This is a genomic window from Pallidibacillus pasinlerensis (assembly GCF_009996845.1).
GTDB lineage: Bacteria > Bacillota > Bacilli > Bacillales > Caldibacillaceae > Pallidibacillus > Pallidibacillus pasinlerensis.
On the sequence record NZ_JAACYS010000027.1, the window covers coordinates 1 to 26,625 of the forward strand.

The 26,625-nt window shown below is 38.4% G+C and carries 19 protein-coding genes and 7 pseudogenes; 6 read left to right on the forward strand and 20 right to left on the reverse strand.

Annotated elements, in window-relative coordinates:
- Window positions 1-21: 21 nt before the first annotated feature.
- From GW534_RS07410 to GW534_RS07430, 5 genes and pseudogenes are all read right to left on the reverse strand, one after another.
- A pseudogene (locus GW534_RS07410) lies at window positions 22-930 on the reverse strand (IS1182 family transposase); the annotation flags it as partial.
- A 356-nt stretch (window positions 931-1,286) separates the two neighbouring features.
- Window positions 1,287-3,425 carry a heavy metal translocating P-type ATPase gene (locus GW534_RS07415; RefSeq protein WP_161920420.1) on the reverse strand — a complete coding sequence of 713 codons (2,139 nt, stop codon included), beginning with the start codon at window positions 3,423-3,425 and terminating at the stop codon, window positions 1,287-1,289.
- A complete protein-coding gene (locus GW534_RS07420) occupies window positions 3,418-3,786 on the reverse strand; it encodes an ArsR/SmtB family transcription factor (protein ID WP_161920421.1) in 369 nt (122 codons plus the stop codon). Before GW534_RS07420 ends, GW534_RS07415 begins: the two co-directional genes overlap by 8 nt.
- Window positions 3,787-4,086: 300 nt before the next feature.
- A pseudogene (locus GW534_RS07425) lies at window positions 4,087-4,326 on the reverse strand (ISL3 family transposase); the annotation flags it as partial.
- Between the two features lie 238 nt (window positions 4,327-4,564).
- Entirely contained in the window at window positions 4,565-5,470 is a 906-nt protein-coding gene (locus tag GW534_RS07430) for an Rpn family recombination-promoting nuclease/putative transposase (RefSeq protein ID WP_161920422.1), read from the reverse strand.
- Between the two features lie 912 nt (window positions 5,471-6,382).
- Between GW534_RS07430 and GW534_RS07435 the strand changes: the two genes are divergently transcribed.
- From GW534_RS07435 to GW534_RS07450, 4 genes are all read left to right on the forward strand, one after another.
- The gene (locus GW534_RS07435; RefSeq protein ID WP_161920423.1) at window positions 6,383-6,772 is read left to right on the forward strand and encodes a hypothetical protein; all 390 of its coding nucleotides are present in this window, start codon (window positions 6,383-6,385) and stop codon (window positions 6,770-6,772) included.
- A gap of 62 nt (window positions 6,773-6,834) precedes the next feature.
- Complete coding sequence (locus GW534_RS07440; RefSeq protein ID WP_161920424.1) at window positions 6,835-7,389, forward strand: hypothetical protein; 555 nt, start codon at window positions 6,835-6,837, stop codon at window positions 7,387-7,389.
- The gene (locus tag GW534_RS07445; RefSeq protein ID WP_161920425.1) at window positions 7,364-7,612 is read left to right on the forward strand and encodes a hypothetical protein; all 249 of its coding nucleotides are present in this window, start codon (window positions 7,364-7,366) and stop codon (window positions 7,610-7,612) included. Before GW534_RS07440 ends, GW534_RS07445 begins: the two co-directional genes overlap by 26 nt.
- A gap of 14 nt (window positions 7,613-7,626) precedes the next feature.
- Window positions 7,627-8,568, forward strand: coding sequence for a hypothetical protein (locus tag GW534_RS07450; RefSeq protein ID WP_161920426.1), 942 nt, complete (start codon window positions 7,627-7,629; stop codon window positions 8,566-8,568).
- Window positions 8,569-8,824: 256 nt separating this feature from the next.
- Here GW534_RS07450 and GW534_RS07455 read toward each other — a convergent pair.
- Window positions 8,825-9,456 (reverse strand): annotated as a pseudogene (locus GW534_RS07455) (DUF6444 domain-containing protein); the annotation flags it as partial.
- Window positions 9,457-9,674: 218 nt separating this feature from the next.
- Between GW534_RS07455 and GW534_RS07460 the strand changes: the two are divergent.
- Window positions 9,675-10,837, forward strand: a pseudogene (locus GW534_RS07460) (IS3 family transposase).
- 169 nt (window positions 10,838-11,006) lie between these two features.
- Here GW534_RS07460 and GW534_RS07465 read toward each other — a convergent pair.
- The 11 genes and pseudogenes from GW534_RS07465 to GW534_RS07515 form a co-directional block, all read right to left on the reverse strand.
- Window positions 11,007-12,866 (reverse strand): helix-turn-helix domain-containing protein, encoded by a 1,860-nt coding sequence (locus tag GW534_RS07465; protein ID WP_161920427.1) that lies wholly within the window; start codon window positions 12,864-12,866, stop codon window positions 11,007-11,009.
- 50 nt (window positions 12,867-12,916) lie between these two features.
- A pseudogene (locus GW534_RS07470) lies at window positions 12,917-13,708 on the reverse strand (amidohydrolase); the annotation flags it as partial.
- The gene (locus tag GW534_RS07475) at window positions 13,702-15,024 is read right to left on the reverse strand and encodes a PH domain-containing protein (RefSeq protein WP_246204008.1); all 1,323 of its coding nucleotides are present in this window, start codon (window positions 15,022-15,024) and stop codon (window positions 13,702-13,704) included. The gene GW534_RS07475 and the pseudogene GW534_RS07470, both read right to left, overlap by 7 nt.
- Window positions 15,025-15,128: 104 nt before the next feature.
- A complete protein-coding gene (locus tag GW534_RS07480) occupies window positions 15,129-15,617 on the reverse strand; it encodes a PH domain-containing protein (protein ID WP_161920430.1) in 489 nt (162 codons plus the stop codon).
- Window positions 15,618-16,010: 393 nt separating this feature from the next.
- Window positions 16,011-17,180: pseudogene (locus tag GW534_RS07485) on the reverse strand (IS256 family transposase).
- A 136-nt stretch (window positions 17,181-17,316) separates the two neighbouring features.
- A complete protein-coding gene (locus GW534_RS07490) occupies window positions 17,317-17,727 on the reverse strand; it encodes a DUF3021 domain-containing protein (RefSeq protein WP_161920431.1) in 411 nt (136 codons plus the stop codon).
- On the reverse strand, window positions 17,724-18,182 hold the full coding sequence (locus GW534_RS07495; protein ID WP_161920432.1) for a LytTR family DNA-binding domain-containing protein: 459 nt from the start codon (window positions 18,180-18,182) through the stop codon (window positions 17,724-17,726). The genes GW534_RS07490 and GW534_RS07495 overlap by 4 nt, the downstream gene beginning before the upstream one ends.
- 485 nt (window positions 18,183-18,667) lie before the next feature.
- Window positions 18,668-18,838 (reverse strand): hypothetical protein, encoded by a 171-nt coding sequence (locus GW534_RS07500; RefSeq protein ID WP_246204010.1) that lies wholly within the window; start codon window positions 18,836-18,838, stop codon window positions 18,668-18,670.
- 62 nt (window positions 18,839-18,900) lie between these two features.
- The gene (locus tag GW534_RS07505) at window positions 18,901-19,845 is read right to left on the reverse strand and encodes an LLM class oxidoreductase (RefSeq protein ID WP_161920433.1); all 945 of its coding nucleotides are present in this window, start codon (window positions 19,843-19,845) and stop codon (window positions 18,901-18,903) included.
- Window positions 19,846-20,069: 224 nt separating this feature from the next.
- Window positions 20,070-20,663: pseudogene (locus GW534_RS07510) on the reverse strand (tRNA methyl transferase PRC-barrel domain-containing protein); the annotation flags it as partial.
- A gap of 112 nt (window positions 20,664-20,775) precedes the next feature.
- Window positions 20,776-21,048, reverse strand: a complete 273-nt coding sequence (locus GW534_RS07515; protein ID WP_033026638.1) for a DUF3986 family protein — start codon at window positions 21,046-21,048, stop codon at window positions 20,776-20,778.
- A 167-nt stretch (window positions 21,049-21,215) separates the two neighbouring features.
- Here GW534_RS07515 and GW534_RS07520 point away from each other — a divergent pair, with 167 nt between their 5' ends.
- A complete protein-coding gene (locus GW534_RS07520; RefSeq protein WP_161920434.1) occupies window positions 21,216-23,030 on the forward strand; it encodes a hypothetical protein in 1,815 nt (604 codons plus the stop codon).
- 1,236 nt (window positions 23,031-24,266) lie between these two features.
- Here GW534_RS07520 and GW534_RS07525 read toward each other — a convergent pair.
- From GW534_RS07525 to GW534_RS07535, 3 genes are read right to left on the reverse strand one after another with little or no spacing between them, the layout of a single operon-like run.
- Window positions 24,267-25,004, reverse strand: a complete 738-nt coding sequence (locus tag GW534_RS07525; RefSeq protein ID WP_161920435.1) for an ABC transporter permease — start codon at window positions 25,002-25,004, stop codon at window positions 24,267-24,269.
- Window positions 25,005-25,715, reverse strand: coding sequence for an ABC transporter permease (locus GW534_RS07530; protein WP_161920436.1), 711 nt, complete (start codon window positions 25,713-25,715; stop codon window positions 25,005-25,007). It lies immediately after the preceding gene.
- Complete coding sequence (locus GW534_RS07535) at window positions 25,712-26,623, reverse strand: ABC transporter ATP-binding protein (RefSeq protein ID WP_161920437.1); 912 nt, start codon at window positions 26,621-26,623, stop codon at window positions 25,712-25,714. Before GW534_RS07535 ends, GW534_RS07530 begins: the two co-directional genes overlap by 4 nt.
- Between the last annotated feature and the right edge of the window lie 2 nt (window positions 26,624-26,625).

Genomic DNA, 26,625 nt, shown 5'->3' on the forward strand with positions numbered 1-26,625 from the left:
GAGGCTGCCAAAAAGTGAAAATTACTCACTTTTTGGACAGCCCCAGTTTGCCATTTTCTTTAAGTTCATGGCAACGAAAGTAAGCATCGCCTGCATGGACAATTTTTCCAGTCCTCGTAGGGTTGTCCATCGCATGCCATGCTTCTCTTTTCCATCGGCAAAGACTCGTTCAATCGTTTCTTTGCGCTTCTCATATATGTTTTTATTGATCTCTGTATGCCTTAAATGATCCGCTTCTTCCACATAATGTTCCCAAATGTGGCGATGAATGAATTTGATATGATCTTTATTTTGGGTACACTTTTCTAAGAACGGGCACGTTTTACATATTTCCGGATTAGAAGCGTACTGTCGATAACCTTCTCTTGTCGTGGTTCGGTATTCAAGAATTTGGTTGTTTGGGCAGATATAACAATCATAATGTTCATCGTATACATACTCATACTTTTTAAAGAAACCGTCTTTTGTTCTTGGTCTTGTATATGGCATAACGGGACGAATCTCTTTGTCCAACAGACTTTTCGCATTCGCTGGGGTTTTGTATCCGGCATCTACGGCTACTGCAGTTGGTTTGCCTACTTTTTCGATGACTTGTTCGAGTAATTGACCAAACACCTGACTATCATGAATATTCGCTCCCGTTACCTTGGTAGCTAAGACAAAGCCTTTTGCGTCACATGCGGTATGAAATGAATAGGCAAACATCTTTTCCCGTTCATCTTTTACGTAATAGCCACTATCAGGATCTGTTTTACTGACCTTTATTTCCTTGGCTTCTTCCTTCTCTTTCGGGGGAAAGGGCTTTTTTCCATGGTTTTCGCGGTCTTGGTTAATCTCTAACTCTAATTGCGCTTGATAGCTTTTTGTTTCTACCCGGACAATTTTCTTATCGAACTTCTTTTTATTGGCGCTTGCTTTGACATGTGTTGAATAAGGCGTTTTGCAAGGCTCGAAACAAATCAAGTTCGATCTCTTTCCATGTCAACGAATTTGTGGTAAGATGTTGTTGAATATTCATAGGACTCTCTCCTCCTGTTTGGGTGTTTTGGTCAATCATTATCATAACAGGGAGAGAGTCCTTTTTTCATGTTTCCTGCTTGGGATCCTACCGCGCTTCGCTTGGTGGCCCCGATGAGGGGGATTGCGAACCTACGTTCCCAACCCCCTCATCGGGGAACTTCTAAGAATTTTTCCCACAAACATTTTACTCACACTAGGGACTTTGTCTACAAGCTGAAAGACCAAAATAAATTCGGTCTTTTTGTGTGTCTTCTTTAACTATTGCATTATTCTTTCACTTTTAGCAATCGCATGCTGTTTAATGTTACGATTAATGTTGCTCCCATATCGGCAAATATCGCTAACCATAGCGTTAACCAACCAGGCACAATTAACAGTAATGACAATGCCTTAATCCCTAAAGAGAAAGTAATGTTTTGCTTAATAATCGCTAAAGCTTTGCGGCTCAATTTAATCGTATATGGCAATTTACTTAAATCATCAGACATTAAAGCAATATCGGCTGTTTCTAGGGCTGTATCGGTTCCAGCACCACCCATTGCCACACCAACGGTTGAAGCTGCAAGAGCTGGTGCATCGTTCACACCATCTCCAACCATCGCCACGCTTTGATGCTTGTCGCGAAGCTCTTTGATGAAATTCAGTTTATCTTCTGGAAGTAAATCGGCTTTAATATCGGAAACACCGACTTGTTTTCCGATGGCTTCGGCTGTTCTTTGGTTATCCCCTGTCAACATCACCGTTTTTTCAATACCGACTTGATGAAGTTTTCGAATAACCTCTTTGGATGATTCTCTTATTTCGTCTGCCACGGCAATTAACGCCAGAATTTCTTTTTCCGTCCCTAATACCATGACCGTTTTCCCTTGTATTTGAAGGGTTGTAATTTGTTCTTTTATTTCTGATTGGATGCCATTTGGAAGAAGTTCTTCAAAAAGACCTGGACTTCCGACATAATACATTGCGTTATTTACTTTGGCTTTGACCCCTTTACCTGTAATGGATTGGAATTCTTCAACCGATACATCATTAAAATTCAATCCATCTTCTTCTGCTTTTCTTATAATGGCGGAAGCAAGTGGATGTTGTGAGCCTTTTTCAATGGCTGCTGTAATGGTCATTAGTTCTTTTTCATTGCCATTATAAGTGACCACATCGGTGACGGAAGGAACACCTTTTGTTAATGTTCCTGTTTTATCAAAAGCGATGACTTTTAGAGATCCTGCTTCCTCTAAATAAATACCACCTTTAATTAACACACCGTTTTTCGCTGCATTTCCAATGGCAGTTACAATCGCAACAGGCGTGGAAATAACCAACGCACACGGACAACCAACCACTAATACAGCTAGACCTCGATAAATCCATTCGCTCCAATCAGCACCCATAAATAATGGAGGAATAACGGCTAGTAAAAGAGCAAAAATGATAATGGCTGGTGTATAGTATTTGGCAAAACGATCTACAAACGCTTGAGAAGGTGCTCGTTCTGCTTGAGCTTCTTCCACTAAATGGATGATTTTCGAAAGAGTTGTATCTTCCACTCGTTTTGTCACTTTTACTTCCAATAACCCTTCTTCATTCAATGTTCCTGCAAAGACTTCATCACCGACTGTTTTGGTTACTGGAACACTTTCTCCCGTAATGGCAGCCTGATTTAATGTAGATGTACCCTTGATGACGATTCCATCCATCGCTAATTTCTGACCAGGCTTTACGATCATAATATCTCCGACTTGAATATCGTCAACAGGGACCATCATTTCTTCATTTCCTCGACGAATTAATGCTTCTTTTGGAGCAATATCCATCAACGATTCAATGGATTGACGAGCTTTATCCATGGAATAACGCTCTAAGGCTTCGCTAATGGCGAATAGAATAACAACCGTTGCACCTTCTCCCCATTCACCAATCGCTGCAGCTCCTAAAATCGCCACTGTCATCAGCGTATTCATATCAAAATTCAATCGAACTAGGTTTTTGAAACCTTTTATAAATAACGAATATCCACCGATTAAAATTGCTGCAGCATATCCAATTGTCGCAAAGATATGCTCTTCTCCGTATTGCTTCCCTAAAAACCAACTGATCACAAGCAAAACGGCGGAAATATACACTTTAATGTTCTCTTTTTGCTTCCAAAAAGGTTCACGCTTGACTGCTTTTTCTTTATCTTCCCGAACCTTTAAGTTTTCAAAAGCTCCTGCTTTTTCTAATTCTTCGATGGTTGTTGTACCCAAAACGGTAATTTTAGATGCTCCAAAGTTTACTTTAGCATCTTGAACACCTGGCAATGATTTTACATTATTTTCAAATTTTGCCGCACAGTTTGCACAAGTAAATCCTTGAACACGGTAGGTTTTCGCTTCTGATTTAGATAATTTTGCTTGTTGTTCAGACACGGACTTTCACCTCTTTATCATGTGCTAACGCAATCATGATTAACTGCTTAATATGGTCATCATCCAGCGAATAAAATGCTAGCTTTCCTTCTTTTCGATACTTTACAATCCCTTGTTTATAAAGGGTCCGTAAATGATGGGAAGTGGTTGCAACAGAAGCCCCAATGATATTGGCAATATCACATACACATAACTCTTCATCTTGGCAAAGTGAATAGGCAATTTTTGCCCTATTTTCATCTGCCAGTGCTTTAAACAACAGGACAACACTAGATATATCTTCTTTTTGCAATTCACCATGTATTCGATTGACTTTTTCTTCGTCATAACAATAAATTTCACATGTATCTTTCTTACTCATTCATTATCCCCCTTTCATATTCAAATTTCCGTTTGAATATATTATACCTCATTTCTTTTATTATTCAAATATTTATTTGAATGAAAAACAAAAAAAAGAATGGAATTTAAAAAAATCAACCCAATATTTACCGTGCGATTCATTTAATTAGCTACATCAAAAAATTCTGGGTCTTCACCATTTTCTGTGATTTCTACTCAATCCTAGAAACATGTTAGCTGGATGAAATAGGTTCATCAGTCAGGATCCTTCTTCCGCATACAGACCAACGATCATACCGATAGCGGAAGAAGGGAGCGCTTAAGCAGCCTGACTGCCTGTAGTGTTCCCTGTACACTCCAGAAATACACGCAAACGAAACCGTTCTAGATTTCGATAGCCATAAGCCCGGCGTTTGATGTTTTTGATCTTGTGATTCGTCCCCTCGATCCGGGCATTTGTATATGGGCACAAAAAGTAGGAAAGAATAGGCTCCTTCCACCTTTCAAGCGTGTTGGCTGCTTCCTGAAAAGAAGCAAAAGGGCTCTGTTTGGCTAACTCATAACAACAGTGCCTGGCACCGTTCGCTAATGAGCATCCGCTAGTAAGAGAAAAACCGCAGTGCTGCCAATGAGGCAACGCTGCGGTTTTTATTTTAATACTTCTTCTCGATGGTTTAATTCAGGACGTATTTGAACAGCGAATCGATTTTCTGATCGCTCTCCAATCACCTGTGCAACATCATTGACGTGGGACAAAGAGGGACACAACATAGTTGAACAGCACCCGACACCGTTCGCTAATCTCCCAACCGTTCCCGTACTTCCTCCTCTGTCATGTCGAGAATATGGGCAACGTCTGTTATACTCATTCCTTTTTCGACCATTTTTCGAATCGTTTCATTTTTCCCTTCTTCTCGACCTTGTTTCAACCCTTCTTGTCTTCCTTCTTCCCGACTGCCGCGAATGTTTGAGAGTTGATCAAGGAGCCATTTCAGCCGCATTTCGTACGCGTAACGGTTTTCGGGGTCGACGCTTAAGTTTTGCCATTCTTCTAGCGCTTCTAAAATGTCTTGTTCTGTCATGGCTATTCCCTCCAATTCACGAAACATCTCTTCATCCATTTTTTTCGTTCGTCCATCGACAGCCGACAACATCGTTAGCCATGGCCATTCCGGTGACTGTTTCACTTCTCTCCGATATTTCTTCCATTTTACCATAAATTGTGACAAGTCGAGTACATGAAATTCAAGGTGATGGCTCCAAAGAAACTGTTCTTCGTCTTCACGAATGTGAAAAACGGTATGGAAGCGATCTGTTTCATGTGGGAAAAGGGGATAATTTAAGATGGCGATCATAATCGTTGGAGGGAGGATGTCGTACCGTTCTCCTTTCGATAGTGAAGATGAAAACAACTTTGCCCAGTAATACAATAGCCGTTCGGGCATACCGTATTGTGGGATGATTTGAATTTCAACGTGAATGCGCTCGCCGCGGTTTGTGCGAACGATGACATCTAACCGTCCAGTCTTACCGTCTTCTGTTTCTTTCGTTAGTTCGGTGTTTTCAAACTGTACGTCGATGATGCGATCATCTCCAGTCCGATGTAGCAACGCATTTAAAAACGCCATCGTGATTGACTTTCTACTTGGGTGGCCGAACAGTTGTTTAAACATAAAATCCATTTTTAAATCGAGGTATTGCATACAAATCATCCTTTCGTAGAATATAAGGGACAATTTGATTAAAATCGGGAAATAAGGGAAATGCAAAAGTAGAAAATTGAATTTTGCGGAAAATTTTTATGACAAATGGGGTAAAAAAGTGGGAGGATGAACCGTTTTTTAGGTTGAAAATTTAATTTTTGAAGGGAGAGAGTGATTAAAAGATAAAACAAATCCCAACTGTTTAAATTCAGCCCACTTGATCATGTGACTGAATAGTTACAAAGCGTTTATTCTTCGCTGGACCATATCTTTGGAAACGAATAAAACGGAAAAGAGAAAAAGTTTTGATTAAAGTCTCAGATGACTAGATATCATCCACATCCATTTCAGGGGAAAGCCATTGTCGCTTTGCCTTTTTTCTTTTTAATCAAAGAAAAGGAAGACAAAAGAAAAGCCCTACAGAGATTTCTCTCCGCAGAGCTTTTCGACATACTTCGGGCGGTGACAGGCACCGATCCACGGGTATAAACTAATTGTGTTAAAGTACCTCTTGTGCAAGTTTTGTGCAGATTTTTCTTCGTTGTGTAGTATGTGGGTTCCTAAGTTAAGTCCGTATAATTGCGTAAAAAGGGAATAGAAAAAGAACCACATTGCTTCCCCTTTGGCCAAATAAACAGTGAATCCCAAACATAAGGAGGAATGCAACGATGGCTCAATTTCCCGTAAATGATGAACTTTTGCACAGGTTATTGCCGAAAGATCAAGGATTGACTTAGCTGCTCGAACAAATTCTGAATCAAATCCTCGAAGAAGGGTTTGAAGACGCCACGGCTGTCCTAGACTTTCCACCGTTTACCGCTTTTTGATTATCTGATTTCTTTATATTATTAAACTATTTATTAAAAAAAACCGATAATAATAATGAATACTATTTTAGGAGGGAAGTATGAAATGAATTCATTTTTTGGAAAATCAGGTAAGGTATTGTTGCTGGTTTTCACTCTAATTTTCACTTTGGTGACGATTGGAGTGCAGAAAAGCTATGCGAATGAATTACTTAGAACCAAGCCAAACATGAATTCTATCATTGAACTCCAAAAAAGTCTGGAGTTTACCGAAGAATCATTAGCGGTAGACATTGATAAAGCGAAAATAGAAACAGAAATAAAAATCAACGAAGATGAAGCTATAAAAATCGAAAGCGATAATAAATTCAAACCTCAATCCCAATATGGTGTAGGCGGATTAATCTTAAATACGCAGGATTCCTTAACAGAAGAGGACCCGATGGATTTATTTTTCTTTAGTCCGACTTCCGATAAAATTTTAGTTTCTATATAAGATAAAGAATTGCCGATTTTTCGTTTCGGTTTTCATCTAAATACAAGCTGATATGATATAACGTGGCGAGTGATCAGCTGGATGTAAAACAAAATTTCAACTTATATAGAATATTATCTGGGAACGAAGATTATATATTGCAACTTTATGTTGTAGATTATGAAAATGGACTAGCGTATCCAACTGAATTTACTACTTCACCGGGAAAACTAATGCTAATCAATATACCGGCAGGTGATTATGCTTTAGGTGTGTTATCAAAAGGAACTTTAGGAGATTCATACACCATTCAAATGAATGCTTCCAATCCTGCTAATTTTAATGAAGCCTTATATATTTCACAAGATCTCACAAAATTCGTTGCAAAATATAGTGATGGTTCTTTGTATTCAAACGGCCAATATGTGTTGAATGTAAACGGAATTAACAACGAACATCTTAATTGGGAAAGAAAATATTATTTTTCATACAATGGGGGATATTCACAAAGAACACATTCCCTATCGGATATAAAAATATCTTCCATTTCAAGCCGTTTTCTTACTCTTCCAATTATGCAAGTTCTGATTTTGCATTATGGTATATCTAGATGTGGGGACGCTTTTCACATACCATGAATCGCAATATCAATCTGGTCCAAACCCATACTACTACAGTTCATTTGTCGATACTTTAGGTAAAAATACACCACGTAGACTGGAAGCTGACGATTTTAACTATGGCGATCACATCTTAATCGTCGATTTAACAACCGGGAAATCAATCGACTTCTTCAGTGTGTTGAATTTTTACTATGCAAGTGGTGTAGAACCATTACCTTCTGTTGATTATTTAGAATAGGAGGGGATGACCTCATGAAAATTGATCTTGGATATATCGGAGCGATGGTCGCTCGAAATGATGCCAGAATGCCATCCATACATGAAATCAAAAATCCATTAGCTGGAAAGCAAGTAGAAGTCATCAGAAATGGAGAGGCTTATAAAATCACCCTTTCGGATGAAATCAAACAGGTTCAAGGTCTGATGAGCATGACGGTAGAAGAGTTTTTTTTAAAAGATATTAACGTACAAAACGCAGACCCTTCCGATATTTTTTCTTATCGGCCACAGGATCAATGGCTCGTTTTCAGTCAATATTTACATGAGTCCAAATACTTTGATTCACTAAGCGATGAAGAATTGAAGAAAGTGGAATCCGTCTTACAACATATTACGGATGGAATGGATAGTTTAGCGAAATATGCAGGGATTAACCTTTTTGGAATAAAGAAGCAACAGCTTAACTCTTATGAAGCACATCTTGAACTTGCTTCTTCGACAGCTGCGCTTCAACACTTCAGTGATACGTTTTTAAGTGGCGACGTAAAAACTGGATTTGATCAACTGATTCAAGATTATGTTCGTCACAATACGAAAAAAGTGATGGATTATCAATCCGTAGAGGAAAGATTCTATGCAGCACGAGCCAAAATAAAACCGCTGAATGCTCCTCTGACATACGAACAATCACGTCATTTATCTATGACAAACAAACTAGGAAAAACCATTTATACACACGAAGAAATTGAATCGGTAATCAAAAATTATCAAGAAATGTTTAAGGACATTAAAAACGAAGAAGATTTGTCCTCTGTGCTATTAAAAGCGAAAGAACAACTTCTTGCATTTGTAACGAAAGGTATCTCACCAAAGGATGCGGATTACCAATTGGCAAAAGATTTTGTTACACAGCGTTCCAATGATACATTCAAGCGAATCGAGAATTACTGGCATATGTTATTGAAAGAAAAATAATTGTGTTCATTAGGGGCTGTCCAAAAAGTCAGGGTAACTGACTTTTTGAAGCCCCTCTTATTTTTTTTCATTTTTTAAAAAAGTACACAAAAAAATCGTAACTATTCACTCCGATAGTAGTATGTAAAGAAGCGCAACACAAATAGGGCATCCCCGTAATAGAAAATGCCCTAAGTGGTAGAAAGAACACGATCGAGCGTTTCGCCTGTCAACAGAAGACATAACGAATCCCACACGTTTTTTTCGTGTTTCGTCAATGTGGAAATAACGCTTCGATTGTATCACTTAAACGCTTGTACGGGATCAATTGGATATGATGCAAATAAACAACGAGCGCCGTGAGCCGTGGACCGTATTGCACATGATTCGTGACGTGGGATGGGAATTCGGCTTGTTGAACACATCGACAATGTGGACACGATTTCACTTCACGTTCATGTTGTGTCACCTCGATCGCCACAGGAGAGACATCAAACACTTGACGGATATCGGCTTTGAACGGTTTGACTTCACGCAAAGAAGCCCCACATCCTTGACACGTATGCACACGATGAACGATGCGATGATGTGGATGTTCCACTTGACGGAGCGTCGTTCCTTGATGTCCTTCTTGTCCGCCTGGCTTGTTGCCAGATGAGTGACGAGAAGAACGTGTGTTGGCAAAACGGTCAGAAGATGGGGGCAAATGGCTATTGGAGCTGTTTTTTTCGTGCGTGCTTCCAGCTCTTGAACACGGTACTTCAGTTGTTCATTTTCTTTGCGTAGTTGTTTGTTTTCGTGACGCAAATGTTCATTTTCTTGAACGAGTTGATGAATGAGCTGTATTTGTTGTTGAACTTTGCCGATTAAGCTCTCAACTGTAAATACAGCTTGTTGTACCGTCAACATGCGATTCACCTCCTTGTCTTTCAGTATTCACATCAAAGACAAGGAAAGAAGAAAATATTCAGCTCACTTTATGATGTGGCTGAATAGTTACCCCAAGATTGAACTTCTCTCGGATACTTGCAGGACCATTTCGACTCAAAATGATGTTAGTCTAGATTATAGACACAACGAATAGAGAAAATGTACAGTAAATCCATCAATCATAGGGAGTGCCTAGAATGACAAGACGTTTTGATAAAGAATTCAAAATACATGCAGTAAAATTAGTGGTTGAGGAAGGAGGAAGGAAAGACGGTCGCTCAAACCGCAAGACAACTCGATATTTCACCAAAAACGCTTCATAAATGGGTAGCAGATTATAAAAAAGATGCTGAGCATAGCTTTGTCGGGAGTGGAAACCTCAAGCCGGAAGATCGTGAAAAGCGTGAACTTCAAAAACGTATTCGGGATCTGGAGGAGGAAAACGCGATCTTAAAAAAGGTCATGAGCATCTTCGCCAAAAACCAGAAGTAATTTATGCATTCATTCATACGCATAGAAAGGAGTTTCGCGTGGCGAAGATGTGTGAAGTCTTAGGCGTTTCAAGAAGTGGATACAATGCATGGGTCAAACGACCAGAAAGTCAACAAAAGAAAAGACAGGAAGCATTGAAAATGCAAATCAAAAAGATTCATATCGAGTCAAGAGAAACGTATGGCAGTCCAAAAATCACAAAAATCCTTCAGAAACAAGGGGTTAAGGATCTCAAAAAACGGTCGCTAGAATCATGAAAGATGGTGATATTCATTCAAAAACAAAGAAAAAATATAAGGCAACCACAAACTCGAAGCATCATTTGCCTGTGTATCCTAACTTATTGAATCAGCAGTTTGAAGCAGATGAGCCGAATCAAGTATGGGTGGCGGATATCACGTATATTTGGACGAAAGAAGGCTGGCTGTATTTAGCTTCGGTCATGGATTTGTTTTCTCGTAAAATCGTTGGCTGGTGTCTTTCCGAGCGAATGACAAAAGAGTTAGTGATCAAAGCGTTAAACCGAGCCATCGACGAGAGAAAGCCTCAACCAGGTCTGATTCACCATTCGGATCAAGGGAGCCAATATGCATCGAACGAGTATCAAGCCATCTTACGACAGTACGGAATGCAAACCAGCATGAGTCGAAAAGGAAACTGCTATGATAACGCATGTGCGGAATCGTTTCACAGCATCATCAAAAAGGAACTGATTTTTCACGAGACATTTGCAACAAGGGAAGAGGCCAAACATCGGATTTTTGAATATATTGAGTGTTTTTATAATGCCGAGCGAATTCATTTCGCTAACGAGTACATATCTCCGATGGCATATGAGAAGATGTATCAGCAAGGCAAAAAGCAGTGAACTCTTCTCTCCACAAAGTCACGATATAAGGGACATCTTTCCTCTTGAGGAGGGGAAGGGTTTACCAAACCGTTCCCCTTCTCAAGAGGCCACCAAACGAAGTGCGGTAGTAGGGTTTTAAAGTTTTTCTCGATTTTACGTGTCTATTTTCTTGACATAATACCATTACTTATTTATGAATGGAGAATAGACGCATTTTTCCTTCAAACAAAGAATATAGCTCTAGAGCCATTTGCAAGTTTAATAGTTGGTGAGGGTCTCCAAAATCACAATTTAAAATCTTTTGAATTCGGTTAAGCCGATAATGCAGTGTGTTTGGGTGGATGTGCAGTTCCTCGGCCGTAACCTTTACATTCATATTATTTTTAATGTAAGTATTTAGAGTTTCAATAAATTCCCTATTTTTGCCTTTCGATTCCTTGATTAGAGGGCGGAGTTGATCATAAATGAAATCGATAATCTGTTCTTCAGAGTTTTGCAGTAAAAGACGATACAATCCAAGGTCAGAATAGCACAATATTTTTTCGTTAACGGAAAAGTTTGATAAAAATTTTAAACATTCATTAGCTTCTTTTGCCGATAAATAAACTTGTTCTAGACCGTTTTTCCATCTTCCAATTCCAAGGTGGAAATTCGTGGAAGGGAACTGTTCGTGTAGTTTGTGTAATAATATTTGAAATCGTTCTTTTATAGTCCTTATCTCCTGTTCTTTTTCAAGCTTGTTCGAAAGAGAGAAAAGGAAAATTAGCTGATCATGCTGGATAACAGTAAAACTATCAGGATAGTCTCTTTTTAGTAATTTTTGAATATATTTTGCAATTCTTCGTCTTTCTAATAAATGCTCCTGGATTTGCGTAGAGGAAGTGCTGATTTTCAACCTTGCTACTAAAAACGTTTGATTCGGATATAAATGTAATAGTTTTGCATGGTGAAGAATCGTCTCATTAATTCTTCCATGTAGAACTTCATCCAAAAAGTCTCCTTTCACTTTTTGGTGAACATCAAAAATTGCTTCTTCTTTTAATAATTCTAATGAAATGACTGTGGAGGCGTGCTCCACAGCGGCTATATTAATTTCGTTCATTGGTTTCGATGATACGATTGTTAGTAATCCAAATAGATCGGGTAATAGTCCGATTGGGAAAGTAAGCATATGAACAGTTTTCCCGCGAAAAACGACTTCACCCGTTTGTCTGCGAAACTGTTGTTTATTTAAAATATCAGTAATAAACTCTTTTACAACTATTATATCCTCATCCGAAAAAGGTTCTGTCATCGAAGAGGCGATTAACGCCCCGTTGCAATCATATAGAAAAAAATTTTCACCTGTAGCTCCTTTTAAATATTCCATAATGGAGCTTAGACCTTTTCCTTGTAAAACGAGATCAGCTAAATCGCGGTGCAGCTGGACCGATCTCGAGAGCATTTCGTTATGTTGGGTAATTTTAGTATTCATCGCTTCTAGCTTAAGAAGGGACTGTTCTTTCTCCTGATAGAACCTACCGCGTTCAATGGCAATGGCCGCTTGATGGCAAATAGCTTTTAAAAGTTTGATATCTTCTTCAGTAAATTGCTTCTCTTTATTAAATGAGTCTAATGTAATGACCCCGATACATTCATCCTTTAAAAGGATAGGAGCGCACAATGTCGAGTAAGGATAATATGGAATCGATTGCTCCATTAAAGCTATATTTGCTGGCGAAAGTGTACGAATCGTTTCTTCTACTTTTTGTCTCGTTTCAAATAAAAGGCACTCCTTCTTCTGAAAAGTCAATCCTGTCATCGACTCACCAGGCTTTAACCGAACTTGATTAAGAATTAACGGATCAAAACCTACGGTTGATTGAGCAATCAATGAGTCTGACAGTTCATCATATAGAAAAAGAACTCCGCCGTCAGCGGCATCAATAACAGAGATCGTTGTTTGCAAAATCGAGTGAATAATTGAGTCAATATTTAATGAACTATTTAATACGTCTGATACATAAATGAGCGATTGTAACTGTCGGTAGCTTAAAGGTTCCTTCACGCTGGTCAGCTCCTAATCTCTCTTCGTTCAAAATGTTGTAGGAAATTTCCTTAAACCGACGCCAAAGATTCCATACCAAAAGAATGATTTAAATAAGAAACAGTAGCAGAAATTAAAATTTTTGCCGCATAAAGCATGGCCCGCTCGTCAATATCAAATTTCGGATGATGATGCGGATAATGGGCACCGACTTCAGGGTTGCCAGCTCCAGTAAAGAAGAATACACCGGGAACTTTTTGTAAATAATAAGCGAAATCTTCCCCACCCATGACTGGCTCCATTTCCAACACATTTTCTTCACTAACTACTTGTTTAGCGCATTGAACGAGAAATTCGGTTTCTTTTTCATGGTTGTAAACGACTGGATATCCCTTTTCATAATCGAATCGATAGGAAGCACCGACACTTTGACAGAGAGCTTTTAAATAATTTTCCATTTCGTGAATGATAAAATCTTGTGTTGAGCTATCAAACGTTCTTACTGTCCCAACGATTGAGGCTTGATCGGCAATGACATTAAAGGCCCCGCCGGCATGAAACGAGCCGACAGTCACAACAGCCGGTGTTAAAGGATTCAATCTTCGGCTAACAATGTGTTGCAGCCATTGAACATACGTTGTTCCTATCACAATCGAGTCGATTGTTTCATGCGGGGCCGCACCATGACCGCCTTTTCCGTGAATGGTAACAGTAAATTTATCGGCGGCAGCCATGATCGCCCCTTTTCGATAGCCGACCGTTCCAATTGGAAGAGTAGACCATAAGTGAGTACCAAAAATAACATCCACATCGTCTAAACAACCGTCTTCAATCATCGCGATTGCTCCGCCGGGCGCTACTTCTGTGAATGTGGATCAATCTCCACATCTTTTGTGCGCGCTTCAAACCAAGATGTGATCAACGGCTGTAGAGAAGAATCGATATCTAATAACGTTGTTACGTGAACCGGGTGTGCACGATTTGTTAGTTTTACACTCATGACATCAAAAATTCGCTGTAGCAAAGAACGCTCAAATTGCAATTCAAGCAACTTTGCCCGTTTCGTTACGAGTGTTTCTACTGTAAAGGCACCTGAGCGAAGCTGTACATGCGCATCTTCTAACTTAAACGCTGTATGACGGTATTCTCGAATACGATTGATATAAGTAAACACCAACACAATCGCACCAAAAACAAAGAAAATGGGTTTCCAAAATCCAATGGCAGCAACGAGGCTTGCAAAAATTGGTGGTCGAAGCCAAATCAACTTTTTTGCCTTAGGGGATGCATAATGTGTCATGCTACGCAGTTGAAATTCTGGCAGCATGATTGCTATTAATTCATGTGCTTTTTCCGTTGGTAAGTACGGGAAAAATTCATTAATGTTTTGGTCCTCACCTAGCAAAATTTCCCCTGCTGAAATAAGCTTAATTGTTGTCACACCGAGCAACTTTTGATAGCCGTTTTGTTTGTAAATGACCGCTTGTACTTTGTCTTTGCGAATGGAAAAGCTTTGCTTAGAAAGCCAGCCTTTTTGTACATAAATGCGTTCATTGTCCATTGAAATGGTATATTGATAGTAGCTATTAAACGTTTTAAAGACGCCGATACCGACAGCTGCTAATACGGCAAGTAAGACTAGCAAGATGAGCAGCCATCCTGAAAGATGAGACATAACCTTATCTACATTAATGTATTTCTCTGGATGTACATCTGACCATATATTTAAGCCAATAGGAATGATGGCTAAAAAACTAAAGGACAATAGGGAAGCTTTCAAAATATCACGAATGGTAGTGGTGAAAAGAATTTGACGTTCAGATTCATTGATGGCTTCCTCAGCATGCTGCTCTTGATTCCCATTTCGTAAAACATAATCCTCTATCTTGATGCAATCCACTTTATTTACAAATTCCAATGTCACATCGCTAGTTGCTTCTCCTGTTTCCATTGTGATCGATTGTACGCCAAATAATCGTTGCAAAACATTTGCCTTCGTTTGCACATTCTCAAATTTTTCACGCGGTATAAATTGCTCTGATTTAGAAAATAGGCCCTTATGTATATGAATGCCATCTTCGGCAAATACAACTTTAGTAAATAATGTCTCATAGATGCGAAACAGTAAACTGAATCCGAAAACCGCAATCGCACCCCATTGCACAATATTCATGAACATAGAATTACTACCCGAATTTAGGAATAAAATGAAAAGTATAAACAGATTGCTTTTGATAAGGTCTAGCAGGTCATAGAATATTTTTAGCTTGGAATAGCGAAACGTCATACTTCATCAAGCTCCTTTAAACGGGCAAGCTTCGAAATATCATCGCGGAGCTTTATAGCAACTTCTTCCTCAATATGTGGAATGGTAACGCCACTTTGCATAGTTTTAATTTCAATTGAGCGGACACCATATTTTCGCATAATGATGCCTTGAGTTAATTCAATTGATTGTATTTTCGTCATCGGCACTACAACTTCCACTTTTGTCCAAATCCCACTTTTAATGTATAAAAAATCATCCGTTAACCCGTATCGAAAAGTTTTATAGTATATCGGTGAACTTACAAAATAGGTCCACGGAATACCAATTATAGTAATGACAAACAGGGCGATCCAAACATACCGTAGCCAGCTCCACCAGTTAAAATAATCTGTGCAAAAATAAAGTCCAGTTATAACGACAAGGGCAATGAGTGATGTAATAAGTTCGTTTAAATTGCGTACCTTCATCGCTCTAGGTGAGATTTGTTGATACTGTACTTCCATACTGTTCTCTCCTTTAAGTTGGAAAATTATCCATTCAATTTCATTTACGGTGAATGATAAAAAAAGTTTCGTTTTAATAAACTGTGATTAAAATTTTTGTAAAACATCTATTTCGAAAAGTGAGAGATCTTTGAAGGAAAAAATAAGGAAATGTTTTTGGTGCTATGAGATACATTTTTGCACTTTACATAGCCCACAGTATATGAGTATGAGATGAAAAGCAAGCTTCAACAAGGTACCGTCAAGAGTTTTGTGTAATGTAAATGGGGTAGGGTTTCTCTGAAATGGATTTGAATTGATAGGGGACTGATTTTCTCCACACAGGAGACTGAATATTCAGTCTCCTGTGTGGAAAGGGAGAATCCCTCTATTTTGTTTATTTACAGTATTTGGTTAACAATAACGTTCTTCAAACATTCGCTCGAGGGCTTCATGCGCTTCGGCAAATCCTCGCAACTTTCGCCCTGCCCATTTCTCATTAAAATCTTGAATGGTCAAATACACGATTTTTTCAGCGGCTTCTAAACTATTCAAACTGTTCATCGGTTTTAGGCGTTTCCGAATCTCCTTAATCGTTCGTTCAATGGTATTCGTCGTGTAAATCACACTTCGAATACTGCTTGGATCATCCATACATGTAAGGAGGACATCCAACTCATTGGCCCAAGATTGAACTTCTCTCGGATACTTGCTTGACCATTTCGACTCAAACTGTTGAAACATCTGTAATGCCATCTCCTTATTCGGCGCGCGATCAATCAGCTTGAGGTCCTCGGCCACTTCGAATTGGTCTTTTTTCCGAACACGGCTGAGGGTGTTGCGGACTTTGTGCACGACACAGCGCTGCACATCGGCTTTCGGATACACCGCCTTAAAGGCTTCCTCCAGCCCCGGAAGGCCATCGAAGACGCCCAGAAGCACTTCCTTGACGCCTCTTTTGTAGAGCTGCTGGAGAATCTCCCGCCATCCATAGGCGCTTTCTTGTCCTCCCACGAAGAAATCCAGAATTTCTCGATACCCTTCTTCATTCACTCCTAACACCACATAAATAACTTCTTTCTCTACCGTATCCCGGCGAAGTTTCACGTACAAGCCGTCCAAATATAAGACAGAATAACGTTTGGATAGTGGACGATGGTACCGTTTCTCGATGTCTTCTTTCACGACATCGGTAATCCGGCTGATCGTCGTTGGAGAATAGGCATTTCCTAAAATTCGTTCGATAAACTTGCCAATTTTATGTGTACTCATGCCACTTTGATACATCCTAATGATGGCTTCCTCCAGCCAGCCCGTGTGGCGTTGATAAGGGGCAAACAACTGTGTTTGAAATTCCCCGTTTCGGTCTCTTGGCACCAAAAGACCCTCAATCCGGCCATATTGCGTATCTAGATTTCGCTGATAGTAGCCGTTTCACCTATTCGGCGTTCCAGCCTGTTCGATTTCGAGGAAATGCTTGATTTCTTCCCGCATAATCAGCTCTAATTTTTCCTTCACAAACTGACGAATGACACTTTCCAGTTGATTTGCCCAGTCGACATTCGGTATACTTCTTTTAGACATAGGTAGGGTACTCCTTTCTCTAAGATTTTTGGTCCAATCAGAGAATACCCTACCTTTTTTCTTTTGTTCTAGCAAAATGCTTTACACAAAATTTTATACATCATCAAATCCGATCCTGACTGAAGGGGATATTTATTTATATTTTCTCTAAATCTTCATTCATTTGATTTGCTAAGTTTTTGAAATATAAATAGTAGCAACCCCATATAACTAAATAGACTACAATAAATATAGCAGCTGAAATAAGGATGTTTTTCAAATCAAACAGGATCCACCCAATTCCCAAGGACAGGATAAAATATAAAACAATTACTGTAACAAAGTGCAATGCCGTTTGTTGCGACAGACGGAGCGATTCTAATTCAAAATAAAGCGAAGATACGGCAAAAAACCATCCACAAAATATGCTCCCAAATGAGTTTTTTATAAATTCTTCACCATTAATGACAGGGAAATGACCGAAATAGATGATAGAGCTAGTTACCACTACTGCGATAAAGGAACCGATCAATATCCCGATGATGCTTCTGTATAAGAATTTTTTCATTCTTCTTTCCCCCTATTCATTTTTAATGCTTTTTTGATGGTATGAACATAACGTCGAGAAACGTACTCTTTCACTCCTGATTTAAAATAAACGCATAGAGTGCCATTGAACGATGCTTCAAACCGGCTCAACTCATAGAGATTTACAATGACCGACTTAGAAATGCGAACAAACTTGTTAGAGGGAAGTAATTTTTCGAGCTCATACAGCTTTTCCTTCAATTTAAATGTTCCCTCGGCTGTCACCGCCTCGATGCTATCCCCATGAGCACGAAAAAAATGGATCTCATTTGGCTTTAATATATAATGCATATCACCATTTTTTCCGACAATAAATTCCGTCTCCATCCCTTTTAAAAAATCAAGAATTTCTTTAATCGTGTCATCTACTTCCTTACAGTGAATGGTCACGATTGTCTCAGCGTAATCGCTGTCAATATTCAAAGACACTTTCATTCTGCCCGCCTCCTTTACATTTAAATTGTATTCGTTATGCTAACTGTTGTCTTCATGATAAAGGTAAAAGGTTGTTTTTCCATCCCATCCGGCAAAAATCGTCCCTTGAAATGCATACGATACATGAACCTCTCCCACCTCGGCGCTATACCGAAACTTCGATGAAACTGGACGATCTGGCCCAAAAAGACCACCTAGCACGGCGATTGATTTTTTCCTTTATTTACGACATAGTGAAAGATCTCTACTCTGAAATCGTATTCGGCAAATAAAAAAACAATGAATTCCACATAAGTGGAATCCCTTGTCTCTACCCAACTATAACGAAAAACGAATATAAACAAAATACGGCAAGAGTCCGGTGGAATGCCGAACTCTTGCCGCATAAGGTTCACTCTTTTATACGTATCTATTTGACAGGTATTATTATTTAGCCAACCTGTATCCTTTAAACGAGTCAATCAAAGGAGCGGATGAAGGAATGATTATGGAATTAATCTTAAATCCGCCCAATGTGGGTGTGCCTCAAGTCTACGCTCCATATCGCGGAACGCTTTGAGTGAACGGCTTAGCTTGCTGTATGCGTCGCCTCCTTCACCCCAACCTTGGTAGCCAATCATCCCATTATAGCCTATCTTTTTAAGCTGTCCAAGCAACGCAAAATTATCTAACTCCCCGACATCCAAAGGAAGGTTATCAACCAAATGGATTGTCCTCATCATGATAAAGCCGGGAAGTGTGGAAGCACAAATTCACCTAATTCTTCGATTACTTCTTCTACTGGGCGTTGGCCATATTTTAAGTTGATGATGACATGGTTCACACCTGCATCTCGCAAATCTTCAAGAAATTCGATAAGGAAAACGCGGCCCGTACGGAATCCAAGATGAATCGGGATTGGTACATGATATGGGTCTTCCGCCAAATCAACATAAAGCGATTGGGTAAATGGCTTAAATTCCTCTGTTAACGAACGCCAATTATCAATTAACATTTTTTGAAATTTGAGTGCACGTGGATAGTAAATCCAGCCATCACTATGTTCAGCAATCCATTCAGGAGACTGTCCGCTGTGACCTGTCACCATTAATGGGATGTCTGACAATTTCGGTTTTGGTAAAAGATCTCCATTGGCTAGATGGACTCGTCCAGAGTCAATGGTCGGAAAATGCTCTTTCCATGCTTTTTTTATGACAGCCACTGCTTCTCGGAATAATTCGCTCCGATCTTCTGGATTCACAGCGAACGCTGGAAACTCGATTGGACGGTCACCTGTTGCGACACCGAGAATAAGTCTTTCACCAGATAATCTGTCTACAGAAGCCGCTGCTTTTGCGACATGAAGAGGATGGCGCAATGTTAAAATAATACTTCCCGTTCCCAAGGCAATCTTTTCTGTGTTGGCAGCAACATACCCTAAATACGTAAACGGGTCATATATTTGCCCGACATCCCCGAAATTAGGATCGCGCAACGGTACATCTCTCACAAATAATGAAGCGAAATTGAGTTCTTCTGCTCGTTTGGCTAACTTCATTTGCTTTTCTATATTCATCTCAGGGACATCGCCCATATACGATTCAATCGGAAAGAACAATCCTAAAGTTAGTTTGTTTTCTTGATACATGCGTGAATACCCTTTGTGATTTTTAAATTTTTCCATTTCACATCTACCTTCCAATTATTTTTTAATTTCGTTGTATCTAGAAAAACGTTCCATCAAAACATAAAATATCTTAAAGATGATTCAGTAAGATGTTTTGTAGTTACTCTTTGTATGATAGCCGATAAAATTCCCCGAGATTTATTCCTTATCACAGCACTTATTGTTCCTGACAAGATAGCGTGCATACAGGGTGTCATTATATAGTCAAATAGTGTATTGTTTTAAGATGCCGCAGTGGCAGTTGAAGCATCCACTTTTATCACTTCGTCAATAATCGCACTGCCAAGACAAACATCATTGTCATAAAATACCGCTACTTGTCCTGGAGTAACGGCTTTAACTGGTTTTTCGAATTCCACAAAAGCCGTTCCATTCGGACGAATATGAACGGTTACTTTCTGATCTTCTTGACGGTATCTGAATTTAGCTGTACATGCAAATGTACGTGGACGAACATCCCAGCTAATAAAGCTGATGTTCGATGCAATAAGACCGGTAGAAAACAGAGCAGGATGATTTTTACCTTGAGCGACGAGTAAAACGTTGTTTTCTAAATCTTTATCGACGACATACCAAGGTTCCCCTGTTCCTTTTCCACCGATTCCAAGTCCTTTTCGTTGGCCAATCGTATAGTACATCAACCCATCATGAGTACCTAGCACTTCTCCATCTAGAGAACGAATTTCTCCGGGCTGTGCCGGTAAATAATTCTTTAAAAAGCTTTTGAAATTTCTTTCTCCAATAAAACAGATTCCTGTACTATCTTTTTTACTGGCGTTAACAAGGTTCAATTCTTGAGCGATTTTTCGTAGTGTCCTTTTTGGGAAGAGGCTATACGATTAGAATTGAAAAATGCCCCAAGTGTTTTTCATCACTTGGGGCATGGATGAAGTTGCGTTAGCAAATTCGTTCCTTATTTCTTATATTTTATATTATATTATTTGCTTTTAACCATTCTTCAAATAGCTTACTTCCGACTTCATAAGATAAATCATCTGCATCAACAGTAAAAATCTTGTAACCATATTTTTCATGGAAATCATACTTATCTAATATTTTTTTAACTAATGTAGTATCTTGTTCATTATCTAAAAAAACTACCCATTTATTTTCATTCTGAATTTTATATGCGACTGCTTCTAAATCAACATTGTTCTCATAATATCCTAAATGAAGATGCTGATTTGGATCAAATTTCACGTTTATTCACTCCCTATAATTGATTACCATATAAAAATCCCCAACTAATTATTTTCTTAAAACCCCCATTTCTATTTTCGGGAGGTTGCTTTTTAATTTGCTTGCTTAGTTCTTTCTATTCCAAAAATTTATGGGAATAGCAAATCACACTTAATGCCACTGAATAGATGAACGGTGAGTATGTATTATCTATTGCTAAAGATAAAGTATTAGCAGCTGATAATACAAAAAATGAATATCTACCTGCATATAACTCTGGTGTAATCAAAGTAAACGATCAAGATAGACCAACTATTGCTAGTGTGCAAAAAGTTCATGCTTCACAATACAAAGTAAAATTCTCTGAACCTGTTAAAAGCCTTACTGGTGCTAACTTCAGTGCTAAATATGTTGCAGATGGAACAACTTTAAGTGTAGGTACTACAGATGCAGAAAATATTGTTCTTGATACAACTGATTTACAACTTAAAGGTGAACTATTGGTTAACCTAAATACAGCAGTTAAGTCTAATAAAGAAATCGAATTAAAATTAGTAGGAGCTGTAGACTGGAATAACAATCTTTTATCACCAAACCCAGCATCTATTGCACTTACTAAAGGTGAAAGTGATGGCAAAGCTCCAGAAGTAACTGATATTACAGTAATTAACCCACAAAAATTAGAAATCAAATTTAGTGAAGAAGTTGTAAAATTCGGCACTGCTGCAGTTGATGTTTCTGGAAATACGGTTACTAAAGTTGAACAAGATAAAAATGATAAAACTAAGTTTATCATTGAGCTTATTTCACCATTATTAGTTGGTTATGTAAATGTATCAATTGATGCAGACGCAATTATTGACCTTTATGGTGAAGGTATTAAAGCATTTAGTAAAGCAATTCAAGTAAAAGAAGATACTGAAGCTCCAGAATTAACATCTGCTGTAATTCAAAAAGATGGTAGAGATGGTTACGAATATTTAGTAGTTAAGTTTAACAAAGATGTTAACTTGGACAAATTCTCAAATCTCTATAATAATGTATTAGATGGTAAAGAATTTAAAGATTATGTAACAAGAGATGTAAAAGTAAAAGCAAAAACAGTTGGAAAAGGTTTTGAAGCTGTAGACCCAGATGTGAAAAATGAATACAGAATTAAACTAGATGATTTAGAAGTAAGCTATGATGGTGGAACAAATTATAGTGCTCTAGTAAAAGATGCTAAATACACATTAAACTTACCAGCAGCAGCAGTTGAAAATCTAACTGGTAAAGATAATGACGCTAAAGACGGAGCAATTTCATTTACTCGTGGTTCTGATTCAGTTGTATCTGGTCAAGAAGTGGTTAAAGTGCAAACTAACCTCGGAGCAACTGACGGAAGCGCTGCACACGCTTTAGGAAACAACAAAGTGGTTGTTGTATTTAAAGAAGAAGTTAATGAAGCAGACGCAACAAATACAGCAAATTACTCTATTGATGGAGCTGTTGTTAAGAATGCTGAACTAGCTGCGGATAAAAAGACAGTAACATTAACTTTAGAAGATAATAAAACAGAATATCGTGGTGCTAGATACATTACTATTAGCAATGTAAGAACTAGTGGTAATGTAGCAATGAAAGAATCATTTAGAAAAGTGATTGAACTAAATGAAAATATTGCACCAACAGTTAAAGGTGTTGCAGTAACTTCTAATGTGGAAAATACTGGCGATTCAACGAAATATGATGTTACAGTTAAATTAACATTCAGTGAAAATGTATGGAATGATACTTCTTCAGACTTCGGTGTATTCCTTAACGGTACAGAAGCTGCTGGAGTAACTGCTTCTGTTGAGGCTGTAGCATCAGCATCTGCAAAACAAGAATTAACTGTAACATTCACAGTTTCTAAATCTGACTTCGATGATAAGAAAGTTGAATTAAGAGCTAAATCAACTATCGATGTTCAAGATGTGAAAGGAAATAAATTAGCTGATAATACTGTAGTTACAGTAAAATAAATATTTTGGAAATTTAATAGGATAATTTCCATATTATCCAAGTCATAAGAGGTTGGGACAAAGCCAATCTCTTAATCGAGTAGGAGGGAGCGATTAACTTCCGTCCTACCACACCACCGTACGTACGGTTCCGTATACGGTGGTTTAATTAAGATGATTAACGCAAGTCTTTATATAACTTCCGTGAATAGCTGTTCTCTTTATGCCAGTGGTCACTCCACCCTCCAAGAGGTCTCCCACGGGATTCACCGCTTCCTCCCTCAAGTGAGGTACTACGTTTTCTGTCTTCATCATGACTCACTGAATGCCAAGGGCTATTCTCTCATAATTGTTCGGTCCTTCTTAGTTGTTCTAGACCAACTAATACTATGACCTCTGCTGACTTCTGACGGTTCAGCTACTTATCACTAAGTAGGTTATGAAGAGTACTTCACCTATCCGCCAGACCTCCCCGGGTAAGTACATGCACTTTCACACCATCTATCCGCCTCATTTACTCGATATGACCTTCGACAGAAAGAGCTTTGTTTTGTTATGCAAACTCACTCAATCATACCTAGCCTTATATGAGGTTCGTGTTCCTCGGACCGGTGTTTTGCCTCCAGCTTCCTTCAGATTCCGCGTCACCACGGACACCCTTGCGTTGAGCTAACCTCTACTTCTGTCTTCGGGGTTCGGGACTTACACCCTATAGTTCATGTACATGCCGGGCGCACATAAAAAAACACAGGCTGCCTGCGTTTAAGTAAAGGAATATGGACCTATCTAAGAAACCAAAAAAGATAAGCTGTTTTCAGAAGAAAACAACGAGCCTTTCCTGGTTATCATTCTGGTCTTCCAATAAAGAATGGCATACTTAACTAAGCTTATCCGCAAGTAATAAATCTTTAGCTGCAGCAAAGAATTCAAGAATATCTTTACGTGGATAAGCATACTAAGAAGCATTCCTTATCTGTGTATTGTTTTCTATTTTTAAAGACAGCAAAAAGGAGGACAGATTCGTCCCCCCTCTTTTTCTCATAATCGTATAACAATAGGTTTCCTTAAAAATAGGCAGACCAATCCCATTTACTCTACACACAAGCAGAGCCTTTGAATGTATTCAATTACCCGTTCAAAGCTTGAGATCGAAGTCTGATAAATGCCACAAGGAAACCCTCCATTTCTCAAATTTTTACATTATTATAACATAATGTTTTTTTATAATCAAAGGAAAAATTTATTCTATGTGCTCTTCTAAACAGTTTTTCTTTGGAAGTATAAAAATCCAACAAGGAAAAATAGAACAAAACTTCCTCCTATAACAGTCAATACTTGCTCCCATGGAACGAAAAATACACTGTCCGTCTGTCCATCTACATACATCATCGAAAAAGGTTGAGCCCATGGATAGTACGGTCCAAAACGTTCAGAGTTTACGGCTAATATCGTTGGTAATGTAAAGACAACATTGACGGTGAACGGAGCAGCAAAACTCTTCCACATGATAGACATCCACAATTGCAAAGCTACTAACGGGAATGTCGCAATCCATCCCCCTAAAATAGTTTTCCAAACAATCTCCATTGGAAAAGGGTCTGTATAACCTTTAACCATTCCGACTATAAAAATGGCACCAAGATATAATAACTGGATCACAAATACGATGAACATTAATAATGTATATTTCGCAATAAATACTTTACCTCTAGTAACTGGCATCGCTAAAAGCTGTTTCCATCCCCCTGCTTGGTGTTCATACCGGCAAATTAAACCAGCTAATACACCCGTTATCAGGGGCAAAAATAGTAAAGCATACGTTAAATTCATTGAGAATAATGTTTTATACCAATCATTGATTTCCACATCAACATTCATGAAATTATTAGAAGTTAATCCGATAAAAAGTCCAATCAACGGTCCTGCAAAGATAATAGACACAATCTTTGATTTTCGCAATTTATACCATTCTGATTGGATAATAGAAAATAACATTTATTTCACATCCCTTCTCGTAAAATCGATCATGCCAGCTATATATAATAAAATTCCTACCCCAATACCGAGCAAAACATTAAAGAACGGCTCATTCCATTCATTCCTTAATGTCGGCCATTTCCATATCATCCAATCCGGCAAATAATGAGCTGAATAAGTGAAAATCGTCCCTAAAATACCGGCCGTAATGGGAATCCCTTGATTTTGGCTGACAGTAGCCAGCCAGAGTTGTAATGCCAAAATCGGAAGGGCTGCAAAGTATGGATAAAAACTATACTTTAATAAATCAATAAATGGAATTTCCTCACCTAAATCAAGAAAAATACCGTAAACAAGCGTCAACACCATTAAAAGAACGGACGATATCAATAATAAAATGGCAAGAACCGTAAATTTCGATAAATAAACACTCATTTTAGACACAGGTAGAGCTAACAACTGCTTCCATGCGTTCGTTTCATTTTCCACGCTTGAAATAAAAGATGTTAAAATCGCAATGCCTAAAACGAGTGCAAGTGGGGTAAATGCACTTACATTCACTAAATAATAACCCCAATCATCATTACTTTGTTTGAGCAAATAATCTTTTCGAATCCCGTAGTTTACCATCTGTAAAGCAACAACACCAAATGGCCCTAAAAAGGTTAGCAGCCAAAAACCTTTTCGTTTTATTTTTAAAAAATCTGCACCCAAAATTTTTCCGATCATTCAATCTTCTCCTCCATTGTCATTTGCAGGAAAACGTCTTCTAAGGAACGTTTTTCTTCTTCAACGCGATAAATAGAAAAACCTTCATGAACAAGGGTACTCACCGCATGTGCCACTTTTTCATTTGAACGTTCAGATAAATAAATGACTCCATCTTTATATTCTGCTTTTATCCCCTTAGATAATAAGGCTCGCCAAGCATGATCACTATCACTTACTTTGAATATTATTCTTTGTTGTGCCTGTCTTCTCATTGCCTCGATTGAATCCTGAAAAATCATTTTTCCTTTTGAAAGTATACCTACCGTTGTTGCGATTTGATCAATCTCTGATAACAAGTGGCTTGAAATTAACACAGTCATCCCAAACTCTGAAGGCAATCGTTTAATTAAATTCCGTATTTCGATGATCCCCGATGGATCAAGTCCATTTGTCGGTTCATCTAAAATTAATAAATCCGGATGATGTAATAGTGCGGCCGCAATTCCTAGCCGCTGTTTCATTCCAAGTGAAAATCCTTTTACTTTTTTATTTGCCACATCTGTTAATCGAACAATCTCTAATACATCATGGATTCGCGCTTTCGGAACTCCTAATATCTTTCTAAGTGCTTCTAAATTTTCATAAGCTGTTAAATGTGGATAATAGGATGGATTCTCAACGAGTGAACCTACTTTTCGTAAAATGTCGATCTTCTCTTTTTTTAAATCTTTATTAAAAATATGAATGGTTCCGTATGTCGGTTTCATCAGTCCTAAAAGCATACGAATCGTTGTTGTTTTTCCCGCTCCATTCGGTCCTAAAAACCCATACACTTCCCCTCTAGGTATTTTCATATCCAGTCCAACCACTGCATTTTCGCGGCCAAAACGTTTTGTTAGGTTTTTCGTTTGTAATACATATTCCATTC

What these genes read in the sequence shown, in the direction of transcription:
- GW534_RS07420 (WP_161920421.1), bottom strand. Translation starts at nt 3,786, where the DNA reads ATGAGTAAGAAAGATACATGTGAAATTTATTGTTATGACGAAGAAAAA.
- GW534_RS07430 (WP_161920422.1), bottom strand. Translation starts at nt 5,470, where the DNA reads ATGCAATACCTCGATTTAAAAATGGATTTTATGTTTAAACAACTGTTC.
- GW534_RS07435 (WP_161920423.1), top strand. Translation starts at nt 6,383, where the DNA reads ATGAATTCATTTTTTGGAAAATCAGGTAAGGTATTGTTGCTGGTTTTC.
- GW534_RS07450 (WP_161920426.1), top strand. Translation starts at nt 7,627, where the DNA reads ATGAAAATTGATCTTGGATATATCGGAGCGATGGTCGCTCGAAATGAT.
- GW534_RS07475 (WP_246204008.1), bottom strand. Translation starts at nt 15,024, where the DNA reads ATGTTCATGAATATTGTGCAATGGGGTGCGATTGCGGTTTTCGGATTC.
- GW534_RS07480 (WP_161920430.1), bottom strand. Translation starts at nt 15,617, where the DNA reads ATGGAAGTACAGTATCAACAAATCTCACCTAGAGCGATGAAGGTACGC.
- GW534_RS07490 (WP_161920431.1), bottom strand. Translation starts at nt 17,727, where the DNA reads ATGAAAAAATTCTTATACAGAAGCATCATCGGGATATTGATCGGTTCC.
- GW534_RS07495 (WP_161920432.1), bottom strand. Translation starts at nt 18,182, where the DNA reads ATGAAAGTGTCTTTGAATATTGACAGCGATTACGCTGAGACAATCGTG.
- GW534_RS07505 (WP_161920433.1), bottom strand. Translation starts at nt 19,845, where the DNA reads ATGGAAAAATTTAAAAATCACAAAGGGTATTCACGCATGTATCAAGAA.
- GW534_RS07520 (WP_161920434.1), top strand. Translation starts at nt 21,216, where the DNA reads ATGAACGGTGAGTATGTATTATCTATTGCTAAAGATAAAGTATTAGCA.
- GW534_RS07525 (WP_161920435.1), bottom strand. Translation starts at nt 25,004, where the DNA reads ATGTTATTTTCTATTATCCAATCAGAATGGTATAAATTGCGAAAATCA.
- GW534_RS07530 (WP_161920436.1), bottom strand. Translation starts at nt 25,715, where the DNA reads ATGATCGGAAAAATTTTGGGTGCAGATTTTTTAAAAATAAAACGAAAA.
- GW534_RS07535 (WP_161920437.1), bottom strand. Translation starts at nt 26,623, where the DNA reads ATGGAATATGTATTACAAACGAAAAACCTAACAAAACGTTTTGGCCGC.